Source organism: Aurantiacibacter hainanensis (genome assembly GCF_036321025.1).
GTDB classification, from domain to species: Bacteria; Pseudomonadota; Alphaproteobacteria; order Sphingomonadales; family Sphingomonadaceae; genus Alteraurantiacibacter; species Alteraurantiacibacter hainanensis.
In genome coordinates, this window is the sequence record NZ_JAZAPB010000001.1 from 1,041,815 (window position 1) to 1,058,373 (window position 16,559).

The 16,559-nt window shown below is 64.0% G+C and carries 18 protein-coding genes; 14 read left to right on the forward strand and 4 right to left on the reverse strand.

Translation table 11 applies throughout. From position 1 onward, the window contains the following. The first annotated feature begins 87 nt into the window (after window positions 1-87). From AAA989_RS05195 to AAA989_RS05235, 9 genes are all read left to right on the forward strand, one after another. The gene (locus AAA989_RS05195; protein WP_338241629.1) at window positions 88-933 is read left to right on the forward strand and encodes an NAD(P)-dependent oxidoreductase; all 846 of its coding nucleotides are present in this window, start codon (window positions 88-90) and stop codon (window positions 931-933) included. Window positions 934-935: 2 nt separating this feature from the next. Further along, a complete protein-coding gene (locus tag AAA989_RS05200; RefSeq protein ID WP_338241630.1) occupies window positions 936-1,961 on the forward strand; it encodes an amidohydrolase family protein in 1,026 nt (341 codons plus the stop codon). Beyond that, a complete protein-coding gene (locus tag AAA989_RS05205) occupies window positions 1,958-2,275 on the forward strand; it encodes a DUF2218 domain-containing protein (RefSeq protein ID WP_338241633.1) in 318 nt (105 codons plus the stop codon). The genes AAA989_RS05200 and AAA989_RS05205 overlap by 4 nt, the downstream gene beginning before the upstream one ends. 1 nt (window position 2,276) lies before the next feature. After that, window positions 2,277-2,699 carry a protocatechuate 4,5-dioxygenase subunit alpha gene (ligA, locus tag AAA989_RS05210; protein ID WP_338241634.1) on the forward strand — a complete coding sequence of 141 codons (423 nt, stop codon included), beginning with the start codon at window positions 2,277-2,279 and terminating at the stop codon, window positions 2,697-2,699. Window position 2,700: 1 nt separating this feature from the next. Continuing rightward, on the forward strand, window positions 2,701-3,612 hold the full coding sequence (locus AAA989_RS05215; RefSeq protein ID WP_338241636.1) for a class III extradiol dioxygenase subunit beta: 912 nt from the start codon (window positions 2,701-2,703) through the stop codon (window positions 3,610-3,612). 99 nt (window positions 3,613-3,711) lie between these two features. After that, window positions 3,712-4,674 carry a Gfo/Idh/MocA family oxidoreductase gene (locus AAA989_RS05220; protein WP_338241637.1) on the forward strand — a complete coding sequence of 321 codons (963 nt, stop codon included), beginning with the start codon at window positions 3,712-3,714 and terminating at the stop codon, window positions 4,672-4,674. Further along, window positions 4,674-5,678: an aldo/keto reductase gene (locus AAA989_RS05225; RefSeq protein ID WP_338241639.1), complete on the forward strand. Its 1,005-nt coding sequence runs from the start codon at window positions 4,674-4,676 to the stop codon at window positions 5,676-5,678. Before AAA989_RS05220 ends, AAA989_RS05225 begins: the two co-directional genes overlap by 1 nt. 2 nt (window positions 5,679-5,680) lie before the next feature. Continuing rightward, entirely contained in the window at window positions 5,681-6,484 is an 804-nt protein-coding gene (locus AAA989_RS05230; RefSeq protein ID WP_338241641.1) for a CmcJ/NvfI family oxidoreductase, read from the forward strand. Window positions 6,485-6,547: 63 nt separating this feature from the next. Then, window positions 6,548-7,516, forward strand: coding sequence for an alpha/beta hydrolase (locus tag AAA989_RS05235; RefSeq protein ID WP_338241643.1), 969 nt, complete (start codon window positions 6,548-6,550; stop codon window positions 7,514-7,516). A 112-nt stretch (window positions 7,517-7,628) separates the two neighbouring features. Here AAA989_RS05235 and AAA989_RS05240 read toward each other — a convergent pair whose 3' ends face one another. The 4 genes from AAA989_RS05240 to AAA989_RS05255 all read right to left on the reverse strand — a co-directional run bounded on the left by AAA989_RS05240 (window position 7,629) and on the right by AAA989_RS05255 (window position 10,260). Beyond that, window positions 7,629-8,045, reverse strand: coding sequence for a DUF4168 domain-containing protein (locus AAA989_RS05240; protein WP_338241645.1), 417 nt, complete (start codon window positions 8,043-8,045; stop codon window positions 7,629-7,631). Between the two features lie 220 nt (window positions 8,046-8,265). Then, on the reverse strand, window positions 8,266-8,772 hold the full coding sequence (locus AAA989_RS05245) for a YybH family protein (protein ID WP_338241646.1): 507 nt from the start codon (window positions 8,770-8,772) through the stop codon (window positions 8,266-8,268). A gap of 88 nt (window positions 8,773-8,860) precedes the next feature. Then, window positions 8,861-9,394: a hypothetical protein gene (locus AAA989_RS05250; RefSeq protein WP_338241648.1), complete on the reverse strand. Its 534-nt coding sequence runs from the start codon at window positions 9,392-9,394 to the stop codon at window positions 8,861-8,863. Further along, window positions 9,394-10,260 (reverse strand): dienelactone hydrolase family protein, encoded by an 867-nt coding sequence (locus AAA989_RS05255; protein WP_338241649.1) that lies wholly within the window; start codon window positions 10,258-10,260, stop codon window positions 9,394-9,396. Before AAA989_RS05255 ends, AAA989_RS05250 begins: the two co-directional genes overlap by 1 nt. Before the next feature lie 496 nt (window positions 10,261-10,756). Here AAA989_RS05255 and AAA989_RS05260 point away from each other — a divergent pair, with 496 nt between their 5' ends. From AAA989_RS05260 to AAA989_RS05280, 5 genes are all read left to right on the forward strand, one after another. Further along, window positions 10,757-11,137 carry a curli assembly protein CsgF gene (locus AAA989_RS05260; protein ID WP_338241650.1) on the forward strand — a complete coding sequence of 127 codons (381 nt, stop codon included), beginning with the start codon at window positions 10,757-10,759 and terminating at the stop codon, window positions 11,135-11,137. A 26-nt stretch (window positions 11,138-11,163) separates the two neighbouring features. Beyond that, window positions 11,164-12,111, forward strand: a complete 948-nt coding sequence (locus AAA989_RS05265; RefSeq protein ID WP_338241651.1) for a CsgG/HfaB family protein — start codon at window positions 11,164-11,166, stop codon at window positions 12,109-12,111. Window positions 12,112-12,598: 487 nt separating this feature from the next. Beyond that, window positions 12,599-12,973 (forward strand): hypothetical protein, encoded by a 375-nt coding sequence (locus AAA989_RS05270; protein ID WP_338241652.1) that lies wholly within the window; start codon window positions 12,599-12,601, stop codon window positions 12,971-12,973. A gap of 48 nt (window positions 12,974-13,021) precedes the next feature. Continuing rightward, window positions 13,022-14,266 carry a hypothetical protein gene (locus AAA989_RS05275; protein WP_338241653.1) on the forward strand — a complete coding sequence of 415 codons (1,245 nt, stop codon included), beginning with the start codon at window positions 13,022-13,024 and terminating at the stop codon, window positions 14,264-14,266. A 155-nt stretch (window positions 14,267-14,421) separates the two neighbouring features. Further along, window positions 14,422-16,512 carry a beta strand repeat-containing protein gene (locus AAA989_RS05280; RefSeq protein WP_338241654.1) on the forward strand — a complete coding sequence of 697 codons (2,091 nt, stop codon included), beginning with the start codon at window positions 14,422-14,424 and terminating at the stop codon, window positions 16,510-16,512. Window positions 16,513-16,559: the final 47 nt, after the last annotated feature.

A 16,559-nucleotide genomic window follows, 5' to 3' on the forward strand; every position in this document is an offset into this window, starting at 1 on the left:
GGCAAACTTGTAAGTAACACTTACAATTGATAGGAGGCCGCGTCGAGAGCGATGTCCGGACAAGATTCGAAAACGAAACCGCCCAAATTGGCAATTATTGGCTTCGGGGAGGCCGGGGAGACCTTTGCGCGCGCCGCGGAATGGGATGGCGCGAAAGGTTGGGACATGCTCCCCGCCCGGCGGGAGGCGATGGCCGAAGCCGGAGTCGGCTCGGCCGAGCATTTCGACGACGTCCTGTCGAGCTGCGAGGCGGTGCTCTCGCTCGTCACCGCGGACCGCGCTCTGGACGCCGCGCGCGAATATGCGCCCTACCTGCCGCAAGAAGCCTTCTGGTTCGACATGAACTCGGTCGCGCCCAAGACCAAGAAACTGGCCGCCGAGGCGATCGAGGCCGTCAACGTGCGCTATGTCGACGTCGCCATCATGGCGCCGGTCGACGTCGGGCTGTCGGTGCCACTGCTGGTATCCGGGCCGATGGTGGACCAGGCCGTGGACATGCTGCGCGCCCTAGGCTTCACCGACGTGCGCGGCGTGGGCCGCGAGGTGGGCAAGGCCAGCGCGATCAAGCTGTGCCGCTCGATCATGGTGAAAGGCGTCGAGGCGCTGACCGCAGAGATGGTGCTGGCCGCGACCGAGGCGGGCGTGCTGGACGAGGTGCTCGACTCGCTCGATGCCAGCATGAAGCCGCAGAGCTGGGCCGACCGCGCCAACTATAACCTCGACCGGATGCTGCTGCACGGCGGCCGCCGCGCGGCAGAAATGATCGAGGCGGCGGAAATGTTGCGCGATCTGGGCGTTTCAGCAGCGATGAGCGACCAGACCGTGGCCTGGCATGCGCAGCTGGGCGGTCTGGAACTCAGGCCGGTGCCGAGCGGCCTCGCCGACAAACTGCAGGCCCTTCGCGCGACGGAGCCTTTCAAGGGAGAGAACTGACAATGACGCTGATCATCGATTGTCACGGCCATTACACCACTGCCCCGCCGCAGCACGACGAGTGGCGTTCGCAGCAGGTGCAGGCCTGGAAGGACGGCGGCACGCCGCCACCCTATCCGGAGATCACGGACGACGAGATCCGCGAGACGATCGAGAGCAATCAGCTCAAGCTGATCAAGGAGCGCGGGGCGGACCTGACCATCTTTTCCCCCCGCGCCAGCCGCATGGCCCACCACGTGGGTGACCAGGGCGTGAGCGAGACCTGGTCGCAGCACTGCAACAACCTGATCTACCGCGTCACCCAGCTGTTTCCCGGCACCTTTGCCGGCGTGTGCATGCTGCCGCAGAGCCCGAAGGCGGACCTTGCCGCAAGCGTGAATGAACTGCGCCGCTGCGTGAACGAGCTGGACATGGTGGGCTGCAACCTCAACCCCGATCCGGGCGGCGGCCACTTCGAGCACCCGCCGCTGACCGACGAGTACTGGTTCCCGCTCTACGAGGAAATGTGCGAGCTGGACGTGCCCGGCATGATCCACGTCTCGGGCAGCTGCAACCCGGCCATGCACGCGACCGGCGGGTTCTACCTCGCCGCCGACACGGTGGCCTTCATGCAGCTGATGGAAGGCGACCTGTTCGCCCGTTTCCCCAAGCTGCGCCTGATCATCCCGCACGGCGGCGGCGCGGTGCCGTTCCACTGGGGCCGCTACCGGGGCCTGGCGGACATGCTGAAGAAGCCGGCGCTCAGCGAATACATCATGAACAACGTGTTCTTCGACACCTGCGTCTACCACCAGCCGGGCATCGACCTGCTGGCCGACGTGATCGAGAACAAGAATATCCTCTTCGGCAGCGAGATGGTGGGGGCGGTGCGCGGCATCGATCCGCAGACCGGCCATTATTTCGACGATACCAAGCGCTATGTTGATGCGCTGGATATCCCCGACGAGGAAAAACACATGATTTTCGAGGGCAATGCGCGAAAGGTCTATCCCCGACTCGACGCCCAGCTGAAGGAGCGCGGGCTGTGAGCGAACAGGCCTTCGTCGCGCAGGGTTTCGCAAAGTGCGAGAATCCCGAGAGGTATATCCAGCAGCTGGTGAAGCACTGGAGCCACAAGATGGCGGCCACCTACGACGAGGGCGACGGCATGGGCGCCTTTCCCTTCTCCGACGTGGAAAGCGCCGTGATGACGGCCAAGCCTGCGGGCATCGCCATCACCCTCACCACCGCGGAGCAGGAGCGCAACGAACACATGCGCGGGGTGATCGAGCGTCACCTCGATCGCTTCGCCTTTCGCGAGGCCCCGCTGGAATACGAATGGAAAGATGCTGAGGAGGCCTGACATGACCGAGAAAAAGAAGGAACGGATCAACATCCACGAATACCTTGCCGAGATGGAGGACATCCCCGGCACGCGCGTGTTCACCGCCCAGCGGGCGCGCAAGGGCTATCACCTCAACCAGTTCGCCATGAGCCTGATGAAGGCGGAAAACCGCGAACGCTTCCTGGCCGACGAGAAGGCCTATCTGGATGAGTGGAACATTTCCGAGGAAGCCAAGCAGGCGGTGATGGATCGCGACTACAACGCGATGATCGATCACGGCGGCAACATCTACTACCTCGCCAAGCTGTTCTCCACCGACAAGAAGAGCTTCCAGTTCGCCGCCGGTTCGATGACCGGGATGAGCCAGGAAGACTATGCCAAGATGATGCTGGAAGGCGGTCGCTCGCCCGAAGGCCAACGTTCGAAGAAGGGAGGCTACTGAGATGGCCCGCGTAACCACAGGAATCACCTCCAGCCACATTCCCGCACTCGGCGCGGCGATCGAGACCGGCAAGGCGAACGACGATTACTGGGGCCCGGTGTTCAAGGGCTACCAGCCGATCAAGGATTGGATCGCCAAGCCGGAAAACATGCCCGACGTCATCGTGCTGGTGTACAACGATCACGCCTCGGCGTTCGATCAGAACATCATTCCCACCTTCGCCATCGGCTGTGCGGAAAAGTTCACGCCGGCCGACGAAGGCTGGGGCCCGCGCCCGGTGCCCGACGTGATCGGTCACCCCGACCTCGCCTGGCATATCGCGCAGAGCCTGATCCTCGACGATTTCGACATGTGCATCATGAACGACATGGACGTCGACCACGGCTGCACCATTCCGCTCACCATGATGTTCGGCGAACCGAAGGAATGGCCGTGCAAGGTCATCCCCTTCCCGGTGAACGTCGTCACCTATCCGCCTCCCTCGGGCGCGCGCTGCTATGCCCTTGGCGACAGCATCAGGGCCGCCGTTGAAAGCTTCCCGGAAGACCTCAACGTGCACGTGTGGGGCACGGGCGGCATGAGCCACCAGCTGCAGGGACCGCGGGCCGGCCTCATCAACAAGGAATTCGATCTCGACTTCATCGATCAGCTGATCAACGACCCCGAGGCGCTGAGCAAGAAGCCGCATATCGAATACCTGCGCGAAGCAGGCAGCGAAGGTATCGAGCTGGTGATGTGGCTCATCATGCGCGGCGCCCTGCCGGACAAGGTGAGGGATCTCTACAACTTCTACCACATCCCCGCCTCCAACACCGCGCTCGGCGCGCTGATCCTGCAGCCGGAAGAGACGGCGGGCGAACCGCTGGAACCCCGGCGCGTCCTGAGCGGCGGCAGCCTGGCCAATGTCGCCTGACCGCCGAACCTGACACTGACGGCGCCAGCGGAACAATCGCCGCTGGCGCCCTTTGATTAGGCAAGCACGCAAGACCCATTCTCGACAGGAGAACCCCCCATGAAAATCGCACTCGCCGGTGGCGGCGCATTCGGAGAAAAGCATCTCGACGGCCTCAAGAACATCGATGGTGTCGAGGTCGTCAGCCTGGTCGGCCGCACTCAGGACAAGACGCAGGCCCTCGCCGACAAATACGGCATCGGCCACGCGACCACCAATTACGAGGAAATGCTGGAAAACGACGACATCGACGCCGTGATCCTGTGCACTCCCACGCAGATGCACGCCGACCAGGCGATCAAGGCGATGGACGCAGGCAAGCACGTCGAGGTGGAAATCCCGCTGTGCGACGATCTTGCCGATGGCGAGGCGGTGCTGAAGAAGCAGCAGGAAACCGGCCTCGTCTGCATGGTGGGCCATACCCGCCGCTTCAATCCTTCGCACCAGTACGTGAAGAACAAGATCGACGCGGGCGAGTTCACGATCCAGTCGATGGACGTGGAGACCTTCTTCTTCCGCCGCGAGAACAAGAACGCCAAGGGCGAGCCGCGCAGCTGGACCGACCACCTGCTGTGGCACCACTCCGCCCACACCATCGACATCTTCCAGTACATGACCGGCAACAAGATCGTGGCCGCCAACATCCTTCAGGGGCCAAAGCACCCTGACCTCGGCATCGCCATGGATCAGTCGATCCAGATGAAGACCGACAAGGGCCAGATCCTGACCCTGGCGCTGTCGTTCAACAACGATGGCCCGCTGGGCACGTTCTTCCGCTATATCGGCGACACCGCGACCTACATCGCCCGCTACGACGACCTGGTGAACGGCCGCGAAGAGCCGATCGACCTTTCCGTCGTCGACGTACCGAGCGACAACGGTATCGAACTGCAGGACCGCGAGTTCATCTCCGCGATCCGTGAAGGGCGAGAGCCGAACAGCTCGGTGGCCGACACCATCGAATGCTACCGCACCATCGGCAAGCTGCAGAAGAGCCTCGAAGAGCAGGACGGCTGGTCGTAATGGCAGGACTTGCGAAGCGTGAAATAGCCGGCCGCGCCGTCCACCCCGTGGGGCTGGGCTGCATGAACCTGTCGTGGGCCTATGGCTCCCCGCCCCCGCACGAGGAGAAGGTGAAGCTCCTCAACCGGGCACTGGACATCGGCTACGACCACTTCGACACCGCCAACATCTACGGCGGCGGCGACAACGAGGAACTGCTGGCCGAAGCAGTGATGCACCGCCGCAAGGACTTCTTCCTCGCCAGCAAGTGCGGCATCATAGTGGACGGCGCCAAGCGCGGCGTCTCCTGCGCGCCGGAAAGCATCGCCGAGCATCTCGACAAGAGCCTGGCCCGGCTGAAGACCGACCATATCGATCTGTTCTACATGCACCGCTTCGATCCGAAGGTGCCGGTAGCTGACAGCGTGGGCGCCATGGTGCGCGCGATGGAAGCGGGCAAGATCGGCGCCTATGGCGTGTCGGAATGGAATGCCGCGCACATCCGCGAGGCGCATGCCGTCCATCCCGTTGCCGCCGTGCAGCCCGAATATTCGCTGTGGACCCGCAACGTGGAACTCGGCGTGCTCGATACCTGCAAGGAATTGGGCATTGCGCTCGTGGCGTTCAGCCCGACCGGGCGCGGCGCCTTCGGCGGCGTTCTGCGCGACCCCTCCACCCTGGAGGACAAGGACCTGCGCACGAAGATGCCCCGGTTCAATTCCGACAACTGGCCGAAGAACCTGAAGGTAATCGAGCAGTTCGAGGCGCTGGCGAAAGAGGTGGGCGTGACGCCCGCACAGCTCGCCAACCGCTGGGTGCTGGAGCAGGGCGACAACTGCCATGTCATTCCCGGCACCACCAGCATCGCGCACATGGAAGAGAACTTCCAGGCCGCCAATGTCGACGTGCCCTCAGATGCCATCGCCAGGGCGGGCGAGATCGTCAATCACGCGACGGTGCACGGCCATCGCTACCACGACGCGATCCGGCCGACGATCGATACCGAGGAATTCGAGGACGCCTGACAATGGCCACGGTGCGTGCTCCGATCGGCTATTGCGAGCGCACCGAGAAGCGGCCCTATTTCTACGCCAACGCGCATGAGAAGGACTTCGTGCCGGTGCAGGCGGTCGACGTGGAGATCACCGATGCCCGTGGACTGGACTGTTCGCTCGATGTCGAGGGTTTCACGCTGGTCGAACATGCCAGCGCGCTCGACGACCTGACCGATCTCGACGCGGTGAAGCGGGATCATTCGGGCGAGATCGCCGAACTGTTGACAGCCGTGACCGGCTGCGACCACGTGGCGATGACGCCCATGGGCATCCTGCGGTTTTCCGAGCGGGCGGGCGCGAATGCCGTGCACGACAATTCGCACCCCGCCCGCTTCGTCCACGTGGACATGTCGACGGAGGCCGCCGCCGTCGCACGCGCGAAGTTGGCGCCTGAAGGACGCGAAATCGTCCGCAGCGCGCAATACAACGTGTGGCGCGTGCTCAGCCCGCCTCCGCAGGACGTGCCGCTGGGGCTGTGTGCCTGGAGCTCTCTGAGCCGGGACGACCTGATCGATTGCGACGCGATCTTCGACCCGCTCGACGGATCGCCCGAATGGGGCTTTCCCAATTACCTGCTGGAATACAATCCCGCCCACCGCTGGTTCTACTACAGCGCCATGCACGTGGGCGAGGCGCTGATCTTCAAGACCAGCGAAAGCGATCCGGACCGCGCGCAGTTGATGCCGCACGGCGCATTCGACAACCCGCTCGCCCCGAAAGATGCGGCTCCACGCATCAGTCTGGAAATGCGCGGCACCGCCTTCTGGTTCGCATGAAAGCGCTTAACCTATTCGCCTGACAGGTTAAGATCGTCCCCGAATTAGATGGGGAGAGACCACATGAACAAGACGATCCCGGCCATACTTGCCTCCTGCGCCATCGGCCTGGCCATGCCCGCTGCCGCACAGGTCGACGCGCCTGAAGAAAGTTTCGAGGAGATGATGGCGCGGGTGAACCTGTTGCCCGATACCCAGGGCGATGGTCCGTTTCCCTCGTTGATTGAGACAGTCGATGCCCTGCCCCAGCACGTGGTCTACCGCCCGCAGGACCTTTCCGCCGTCGGACCGGACGGCCTCGGCGTCTTCGTGTGGGGCAACGGCGGCTGCGCGGCCGACGGCACCAGCAGCCGCTTTCACCTCTCGCAGATCGCCTCCTACGGCTATGTCGTCATTGCGCCGGGCCTGTGGCGCAGCGGACCTGGTGCTCAGGCGGAGCCGGAAGCGCCGCGCGGGCCGCCGCGCGAAGGCGAGATGCGACCCTCGCCCACCACTGCCGAACAACTGATCGAAGCGCTGGACTGGGTCCTGGCGCAGAACGCAAACCCCGAGAGCCCCTATTACGGCCTCGTCGACGAGGACGCGCTGGCCGCCGGAGGTTTCTCCTGCGGTGGAGTGCAGGCGCTCAGCGTCGCAGGAGACACACGGCTCGATACGGTGGTGGTGCAGAACAGCGGTCTTCTGCCGGACGATGCGCCGCGCATGGGGGGAATGGAAGCGGGCAAGGATGCCCTGCAGGCCTTGCACACGCCCGTCATCTATCTCGACGGCGGGCCGACCGATATCGCCTATGAAAACGGCCTGGACGATTACAACCGGATCGACCACGTGCCCGCGTTCTGGGTCAACACCCCCACCGGCCACGGCGGCACCTATCACGAGCCCATGGGTGGACGGAACGCGATGATCGTGGTCGACTGGCTCGAATGGCAGCTCCGCGACGATGCAGCTGCCGCGCGCACGTTTACCGGCGCGAACTGCCGCCTGTGCACCGATCCGGAAGCGACCATCGAGTACAAGAACTGGCCGTAAGGCCTTCAGTCAGAGCCTGGGAGCCGGACGCAATCGGGGCTCCGCGGCCCGTCCGCCGCGGAGCCCCCGCCGGAGACCCTGGTCACTCGTCTCCGGCCTGTTCCTTGCGTGGTCAGCCGTCGGCTTCGGTCGGCGCCTGAGGCATGGCATCACGCACGCGCTGGGCTACGACCGGGTCGCTCTGCGCCGCCTGGCCGATGGCGGCATAGGTCTGGTAGTCCAGCCCCTCGCTCGCGAGAATGGCCCGGGCCTGTTCGCGCCTCTCGTCGGCAGCGAGCGTATCGTCGAGGTCGTTGATGGCCATGGCCGCCGACACGAAGCTGGCGATCTGGGCATCGGTGAAATCGTCCGCGGCGGTGTCCTGCGACGATGCTGCGGGAGGTGTGCCTTCGGGCGGCAGTGCCTCGGCCTCTGCCTGGGCATCGTTCTCCATGTGCGCCGGGTCGAGCGGGTCGTGCCCGTCCTGCGCGGCGGCTGCGGTCGCCACCAGGGCAAGGGGTCCTGCGGCGAGAAACAATACAGTCTTCATTATCAATCCTTCCAGCGTGCTGGTCACGCCCCCGCCAACTCGCTGCGCCGGGCGAGGCGGCGCGGCAATCGGCAAGTGGCTGAAATGGCCGGGGCAAAAGCCGGAAGGAAGGTTCTGTGCCGTAGCTGCGACGAACGGTGTGCGCCGGGCACCTCCCAAGTGCTCGGCGCGTTTCGGCCCGTCCTCGACCAGCGGCGCTTCGCCGCCAGTCAGGAGCGAATCACTCGGCTGCCGCCAGGTCCGGCTGCGTCGCGGGGACCTGGGTATCGTCCTGCGCGACGTTGTAGGCGGAACGGATCATCCAGGTGCCGCCGGGGGCCTTGGTCCAGACCGTCTGGCTCGTCATGGGCAGCGTGGTCGGCTCTCCGGTCTCGGGGTCGCTGGTGGTGAATTCGACCAGGCTGGTGAGCACCGCGAGGTCGTCCCCCGATGAGGCCCAGCCGTGGGTCGGTTCGATCGTCAGCGCGAAGTTCGGGTCCTCCACCAGCGCGGCATATTCCGCGCCGATCTCCGCGCCGCCCTGCAGCACCGTGCCATCGGGCCGGACCAGCCGGGCATCGTCGGCATAGAGACGGGCGATACCCACCACGTCGTCGCTTGCTATCGCCTGCAGCTGCGACTGCTCGGTCTGCCGCACGGTATCGACGACATCGTCCGGTTCGGCTCCGCCCGTGCATGCACCCAGCAGAATGGCCGCAACCATGGTTGCAATCGGTCCCCTTGCCATTGATCACCCTCTCTCTTTCGCCCCTCGAACGGGGCACCGGGTATCTGGCTAGGGTTGCGGGCCGCCCCGCACATTGATCTGGCGCAATCTAGATTTGCGCGAACAGGCCTTTCCAGAATGCCTTGGCCTCGGCCACGGCATCGGCGTCGGCCAGCTTCTCGTGATTGACGCCGATGGTCGCCTTGCCTCCCGCCTTGTCGGAGAAATGAACGGTGACCTTCGAGCCGTCGTCGAGGTCGACGCGCCAGTAGCGCCAGTTGTCGCTTTGCGTCACGCGCGGCTCCTCGCCAGCAACCGCGCCTGCATAGTCGGTGCGCTCACCCACCAGCTCGCGCCAGGCGGCAAGCGCCTCGTCCTTGTCGCCCGGAAAGGTCTTGCTGACGTTGGCGGCGAAGGTGCCCGCGCAGGTCTGCCCAACTTCGCGGCGACCGATCATTCGCTCGTATCCGACGGCCACCATCTGCGACCACCAGGCGGGCACGCCCTCGCTTTTCAATAGCCTCGCGATCTCGGCATGGCTCATGTCGGCAGCGCCGGCGCCGTCGAGGTGCGCCTTCCACGCAGCCCAGTCGCGGCCCGTGGCCTCTGCCACGGGCGCGTCCGCCATGCCGGCGCTGGGCATCACAGGGTCTTGGAATACATCTCGAGCAATTCGCTCCACGCCCGCTCGGCTTCCGCCTCGGCGTAGACCGGACTGTCGAGAACGGTCCAGCCGTGGTCGCCGTCGTACACCTCCACCTCGATATCGGCGGCGGCTTCCTCTGCCGCTTCGCGCAGCTGGGCCTTAGCATCGGGATTCTCGGCGTCGTCATCGCGGGCGATGGCGATCAGCGCCGCGGCGTCGGCGGCCAGGTCGTCCAGCAGGTTGACCGGAGCCATCGCCCCCTCGCCCACCAGGCCCCCGCCGTGAAAGCTGGCGGCGGCCTTCACCCGGCTGGGCACGGCGGCGGCGGCGTAGATGGTCCAGCTGCCCGTCATGCAATAGCCCTGGTTGCCGATCCCGCGCGAGGAATCGACCGCGTCCTGCGCATCCAGCCAGGCCACCACGGCGCGCGCGGTTTCCTGCACCGCCTGGGGCGTATTGGCCTCGCGCCACGGGGTGACCTTGTTCCAGCCGTCGTTGCTGCGCCAGTCGTCGAAATCCTCGAACTGCTGGCCGGCAACGCTCCTGTAATAGGGATTGGCGACCAGGACGGCGTAGCCGCTCTCGGCAAGGCGCCTGCCCATCTGCACCTTGGCGGGGCGAAGGCCGGCGATGTCGGGCCACAGGATCACGGCCGGATGCGAGCCCTCGGCCGGATGGATGAACACGCCATCGAAGGTGCCGCCGGGCGCATCAAAGGTTACCGCGTTCTCGACCAGCCCGCCGACTGCCTGGGCATTTCCGTCCATCGGCGCGCAGGCGGCGACCGCCCCTGCTCCGGCCAGGGCGCCGAACTGGCGCCGGTTGATCGTCGGCATCGCACGAAGCTGATTCTGGTCACACATCGGTCTGTCTCCCATGGATCTTGAACGTGATCGGGCCAAAGCTAGCTGATCGAAGCGGGCCCTCCAAGCAGCCCTTTTCGCAAATTCGCTACGTGAACTATTCGTTCGCGCGCCTGAAATTTGTAGAAAGACGACAAAATGGTTGTCCGCCGTGTCTCGCGCGGGACCGAGCCGGCTTTGCGCGGCGATCCCGCAGGTCCGCAGAAACCGGCGATTCGCGCAATTTCACAGGGTCGTTGAGGCGACGAATCTGGCCGGACATTGCCCATCCGTCCCGGCTTGAGACATGCGCCAGGTAGCGTTTGGGCTGACCGGAAATTCGTCCAGATAGGGGGGTGCGAATCGAACTAATTGCTGTTAACCAATTGGAAAGATTCGGCTCAGCCAGGGGCAATGAATGGCTCGCCGAAGGCTTAACATGGGGGAATGTCGAATGGTTTCGCGACGTAGAACTTGCGTCCACCTGGCAATAATATCGCTTTCCGTCGGGATCGGGATGCAAGCCGTACCGGCCCTGGCGCAGGACATGGTCTACGAACCAATCGACCCTTCTTTTGGCGGCAACCCCTTCAACTCCGCGCACCTGCTCGGCGTTGCCAATGCGCAGAACGATTACAAGGATCCGAACGCGCGCAATTCCAACAGCCAGGCGGATATCTTCGCCCGCCAGTTGCAGTCGCGCCTGCTCTCGGCCCTGTCGTCGCAGATCGTCGATGCGATCTTCGGCGACAATCCGCAGGAGCGCGGCACGATCAGCTTCGGCGGGCAGACGATCGATTTCGTTCGCGGCCTGACCGAGATCACCCTCACCATTACCGACGATGAAACCGGTGAAGTCACCGAGATCGTCATCCCGACGTTTCTCGAGATCGACTAATGGCGCCAGGTCGAATTGCACGGGCCGTGGGCCTGATTTGCGCAGCCATGGCGATGGCCGGCTGCGCCACGGTGACGGAAGACGGCCGCACCATGTGGCCGGAAACGCGTTCCAAGGCCTACATTCCCGACCGTACGCAGACCCAGGTCCTGCTGGGCCAGCTGCCCGCGCCCACGCGTCCGATTTCCGTGGCGGTGTACAATTTCGTGGACCAGACCGGCCAGTACAAACCGGTTTCGGCGGGGCAGACGCTTTCACGCGCGGTCACCCAGGGCGGCGGCTCGATCCTGGTCAAGGCGCTGCAGGACGCCGGCAATCGCCAGTGGTTCTCGATCGTCGAGCGTGAATCGCTGCGCAACCTGCTGAACGAACGCCAGATCATTCGCGAGATGCGCGAGCGCTATCTCGGCGAGGAAACCGTCAATCCCGATGCGCTGCAGGCCCTGCTGTTTGCCGGCGTACTGCTGGAAGGCGGCATCATCGGATACGATTCCAACACCGTCACCGGCGGAGCGGGCGCGGCCTTCCTGGGCATCGGCGGCCGCAGCGAATACCGGCAGGACACGGTGACGGTTTACCTGCGCGCGGTTTCCGTGCGCACGGGCGAGGTGCTGACCACGGTCACCGCCTCGAAGACCATCGCCAGCCGATCGATCGGAGCGAATGCCTTCCGCTATGTCGCGTTCCGCGAACTGCTGCAGGCGGAAGCGGGCTACACAACGAACGAGCCCGATCTCATCGCTCTCCAGCAAGCCGTGGAAAAGGCGGTCTACGCGCTGGTGCTGGAAGGCGTGGAACTGAACCTGTGGCAGTTTGCCGATCCGGACGCAGGCATGCCGTTGCTGCTGTCCTATCAGCAGGAACGCGATGGACATGTCGACGAGGCCGAATTGGCGCAGGCGCTGCGGTCCCTGCCCGAGATGGAGCCTCAACAAATCGTTCGCCGGACAGCCGGCGGAGAATTGGACGAATAGCAGATGAGCGAAGGAGACGTGGTCCGCTGAAGGGACCGGCTTGAAGGGAAGCGGTAGTCGGAGCCGTTTCCAGTTCCAGATGATCCGACGGCTTTCCGTGGATGTTGCAGCATCCAGGGGCAGTCCAGAAAAGAGGCGCGCCGGAGTTGCAGCCCCGACGCGCCCGGTTTGACCAAGTTGCGGTGACAACCAAGTCGTACCGTATGCGAGCATACGGCGCTGGCGTGGTATTGGAATCCTGCGGGTGTTTCAACCGATTGCATGGCGGGCTCCCCCGTTTCATGCAGGTGTCAGGGCCTTAGCCAGGCTCTCGCGGAAGAAAACTCCAGGTCTGGATAAGAGCGATCGGCCGCGAGACGGCCGCCTCCGTTCCTTCGATCCAAATGGTCATGGCAACTCCTGCAGGGGCACCCCGCACCGCGGTGCGATCCCCGGCAGACCCAGGTTGCAGTGCGAATGACCATTTTGGAAATTGAAGGAAAATATCATGAAAAACCTTATACTTGCATCGGCATCGGTGGCGGCCCTCGCCATCGCTGCGCCTGCCATGGCGCAGAATAATCAGAGCAATGTCACCCAGGGCGGCCAGTTCAACGACGCCGAGGTGAACCAGGTAGGCTCGAACGCCACGGCCACCGTCACCCAGACGGGCACGGGCGCCGCGGGCGAGCGGATGAACGAGGTCCTGATTGACCAGAGCGGCGACGGAGCCGAGGCGTTCGTGTCGCAGGCCGGTTCGGACCGGAACGAAGCGCAGGTCGACCAGAACGGCGACAGCTATGCGTCGATCGTGCAGGACGGCACCGCGCAGGGCGGCGAGATCTGGCAGACCGGCGACGACAACGAGGCCTACATCGACTAGGCCGGCAATTCCAACCAAGTCGGCAATGCGCTGAACGATGGCCCCAACATGATTTCGGGCATCGTCCAAACGGGCGATGGGAACCTGGCCGATGTCGACCAGAACCCTTCCGCCTTCTCGTCCGCGCTCATCGGCCAGGCCGGCAACCTGAACACGGCCACCGTGCAGCAGGAGCAGAACGGCGGCCCGGGCACCAACCGTACGCGCGCGAACATTGCCCAGACGGGAGACGAGAACGCGGCGACGGTTCTGCAGAACACCGATTTCAACAACGCCAGCAACGATGCGTTCGTGGTGCAGACCGGGAACAACAACGATGCGACAATTGACCAGTCGGGACCGTCCAACACGGCAACCGTGAACCAGCTGGCCAACGGCAACCTCGCCACCGTGTCGCAGGAAGCCGACGCCGGGGGTGTCGTGCTGATCAACCAGACGAACGACGACAACGAGGCCAATGTCTCGCAGACCTCCGCCAATGCCGATGCCGAGGTCCAGCAGTCCGGTACGGGCAACCTCGTGAACCTGTCGCAGGGCCGGGATGCCGCGACCCTGTATCAGAGCAACAGCCAGCAGGCCCTGATCTTGCAGAGCGGAGACGACAACGAAGTCGATGCCAGCCAGGCGGGCACCGGGGGCGATCTCAACGTCAACCAGTCGGGCAACATGAACTTCGCCAGCGTCGACCAGTCCGGCTTCTCCAACGACACGGGCAATGTCGCCAGCAGCGCCGGGATCGATCAGCAGGGCTTCGACAACGATGCCTACGTGACGCAGTCGGGCCAGCTGTCGAGTGCATTCATTCAGCAGATCGGCGATTTCAACACCGGCACGATCAACCAGTCGGTGAACAATGCGCCGAACCCTCCCGGCGGCCCGGATCCGGCAGTGGTCACGGCCTCGCTGACGCAGGGCGGTAACGGCAACACCGCCACCATCAACCAGCTCGGCGGCAATTCGACCCAGAGCGCACGCCTGATGGACGCGTCGACCGACCAGTCGGGTGACGGCAACACCAGCACCATCAACCAGACGAACAATCTGGTGGACTCCGACTACTCGGCGAATGTGGCTTCGGTCTTCCAGTCGGGCAACGGCAACGAGTCCCTGCTTTCGCAGAACGGCGTCGACAACTCGGCCACCGTCAACCAGTCGGGCGACGACAACGACAGCTTCATCACCCAGATGGGCACCGGGAACATGGCCGATGTGAGCCAGTCCGGCATCGGCGACACCTCGACCGTCAACCAGTCGGGCATGACCAACAGCGCCGTGGTGAGCCAGGGAATATGAAATTGAGGGGGCCGGAGCGATCCGGCCCCCTTTCTTATCGCCCGTCTCGACGGGTCAATAGCCCCACTTCGATCGCCGGGAGGGCGACATGAGGGCCGCAAACAGTGCCGGGCCGATCACGTGAAAGGCCTTTCAGAACGCAACAGGAGTAGAACATGAAGAAGCTTATTCTCTCTTCCGTCTCGGTGGCAGCCCTTGCCATCGCCGCGCCCGCGATGGCGCAGAACGTTTCCAGCCTCGACCAGAACGGAAGCGGCAACGGTGCCGCCGTCACCCAGTCCGGCTCGAACACCTCGGACATCGATCAGGATGGCGACGACAACAGCGCCAGCAACGATCAGACCGGTTCGGGCAACAGCTCGACCATCGATCAGGACGCCTTCACGGCATTCGCCGACGTCACCCAGAACGGCGCGGACAACACGTCGAACGTCATCCAGGACGATGCAAACGCAAGCGGTGGGACGACCGGAGTGGCCGGTTTCGATCCCGATGCCACTGTCAGCCAGGATGGCGAACGCAACCTGTCGAACGTCAACCAGACGATCGTGGCCGGCGGCGGCTTCAACCAGACCGTCAACGTCGCTCAGACCGGTGACGACAACACCTCCAACATCGATCAGAACTCGAACGGTCCGGGCTACACCGGCGGCCTCGGCGCCAAGGTCATGCAGACCGGCGGATCGCTGTCGGACATTCTGCAGACGGGCACCAACGGCGGCAACAACATGCGCGCCAACGTGACGCAGGACCAGTCGATCTCCAACATCGTTCAGACGGCATCGGATACCAGCGGCTTCAACCCCTCGGCGAACGCCACGGTAAACCAGGCCGGCAACTCCACCTCGGATATCTTCCAGACGCTGACGGGCGACATGACCGGTGGTCTGAATGCGCGGGTGACGCAGGACAATGGCGCCACCTCGGTGATCACGCAGAATGCTTTCGGCGCGGAATCGCTGACGCAGGATGCCATCGTGAACCAGGACGGCCTGAGTTCGTCGGACATCACCCAGACCTTCAACAACGACGGTTCGAACACCTTCCTCGCCACCGTCGATCAGACCGGTGACGATCACACCTCCGTGATTACCCAGGAAGATCAGGGTGGCGCACCTCCGGGAAGCCCCGACAACGGCCTCACCGCCAACGTCACGCAGTCCGGCTATGGCAACGACTCGGTCGTCAACCAGTTCAATCGCGGCCAGCTTGCCGTGGTGAACCAGTCGGGCACGGACGAGACCTCTCTCGTGGTGCAGAACGGCCTGAACAACGAGGCCAATGTCGACCAGTCCGGCACGGACAACAATTCCGACGTGAACCAGGGCGGCTTCGGTCAGCTGGCCAACGTCATCCAATCCGGCACCAACAACGATGCCGATGTCGACCAGTTCGGCGATGGCAACAACGAAGCCAACGTGACGCAGGGAGGCACGAACAGCTTCGCGACGGTCAACCAGAGCGGCAATGCGCGCGGCGAAACCGCGAACATCACGCAGCTGGCATCGGCGGACAACAACACCGCCACGATCAACCAGACGGGCGATGCCTTCTCGGGTGCGCCGACCAACGACAGTGTCGGCTCGATCACGCAGGGCGGCGGCGCGGGCAATACCTCGCTGATCACCCAGTCTGGCATCAACCAGACGGCTGACTCGCTGCAGGATGGCAACAACAACGGTTCCGTCATCACGCAGAGCGGGGCGTTCAACAACGCCGACGTCGATCAGATCGGTGACGGCAACTCGTCGCTGGTGGTCCAGACCGGCGACAAGGGCTTCATTGCAGGCGTATCCGACGTGTTCGTGACGCAGATCGGCAACCTGAACCAGTCTACTGTCAACGCGCAGAACGGCGATGGCCCGAATCTCGTCGACGTCGATCAGACGGGTGACGAGAACGTCAGCACGATCGCGCAGGGTTCCGAACTTGCCACGGGCAATTCGATCACCCTGGCTCAGAGTGGCAATCGCAACCAGAGCACGATCAATCAGGCGCTGGGCATCTTCAACGACGGCAACGACATCGACGCTCTCCAGTCGGGGGATGACAACGTGTCCCTGATCACCCAGGCCGGATCTAGCAACAGCATCGATCTTGCTCAGACCGGTAACAACAACAACAGCACGATCAGCCAGTCGGGCAATAACCATAGCGCCATGGTCACCCAGTCGAGCGACTTCAACACCTCGACCATCACCCAGACCGGCTCCAACAACAGCGCCGTGGTCAATCAGGGTATCTAAGCGAGGCGGGGCCGGCCGCCTCCGGGTCGGCCCCGTCACCGGATCCG

Bases quoted from the DNA above. Each gene is read 5' to 3' on its own strand.
- AAA989_RS05200 (WP_338241630.1), top strand. From the start codon at position 936: ATGACGCTGATCATCGATTGTCACGGCCATTACACCACTGCCCCGCCG.
- ligA (WP_338241634.1), top strand. From the start codon at position 2,277: ATGACCGAGAAAAAGAAGGAACGGATCAACATCCACGAATACCTTGCC.
- AAA989_RS05215 (WP_338241636.1), top strand. From the start codon at position 2,701: ATGGCCCGCGTAACCACAGGAATCACCTCCAGCCACATTCCCGCACTC.
- AAA989_RS05220 (WP_338241637.1), top strand. From the start codon at position 3,712: ATGAAAATCGCACTCGCCGGTGGCGGCGCATTCGGAGAAAAGCATCTC.
- AAA989_RS05225 (WP_338241639.1), top strand. From the start codon at position 4,674: ATGGCAGGACTTGCGAAGCGTGAAATAGCCGGCCGCGCCGTCCACCCC.
- AAA989_RS05230 (WP_338241641.1), top strand. From the start codon at position 5,681: ATGGCCACGGTGCGTGCTCCGATCGGCTATTGCGAGCGCACCGAGAAG.
- AAA989_RS05235 (WP_338241643.1), top strand. From the start codon at position 6,548: ATGAACAAGACGATCCCGGCCATACTTGCCTCCTGCGCCATCGGCCTG.
- AAA989_RS05240 (WP_338241645.1), bottom strand. From the start codon at position 8,045: ATGAAGACTGTATTGTTTCTCGCCGCAGGACCCCTTGCCCTGGTGGCG.
- AAA989_RS05245 (WP_338241646.1), bottom strand. From the start codon at position 8,772: ATGGCAAGGGGACCGATTGCAACCATGGTTGCGGCCATTCTGCTGGGT.
- AAA989_RS05250 (WP_338241648.1), bottom strand. From the start codon at position 9,394: ATGCCCAGCGCCGGCATGGCGGACGCGCCCGTGGCAGAGGCCACGGGC.
- AAA989_RS05255 (WP_338241649.1), bottom strand. From the start codon at position 10,260: ATGTGTGACCAGAATCAGCTTCGTGCGATGCCGACGATCAACCGGCGC.
- AAA989_RS05260 (WP_338241650.1), top strand. From the start codon at position 10,757: ATGCAAGCCGTACCGGCCCTGGCGCAGGACATGGTCTACGAACCAATC.
- AAA989_RS05270 (WP_338241652.1), top strand. From the start codon at position 12,599: ATGAAAAACCTTATACTTGCATCGGCATCGGTGGCGGCCCTCGCCATC.
- AAA989_RS05275 (WP_338241653.1), top strand. From the start codon at position 13,022: ATGATTTCGGGCATCGTCCAAACGGGCGATGGGAACCTGGCCGATGTC.
- AAA989_RS05280 (WP_338241654.1), top strand. From the start codon at position 14,422: ATGAAGAAGCTTATTCTCTCTTCCGTCTCGGTGGCAGCCCTTGCCATC.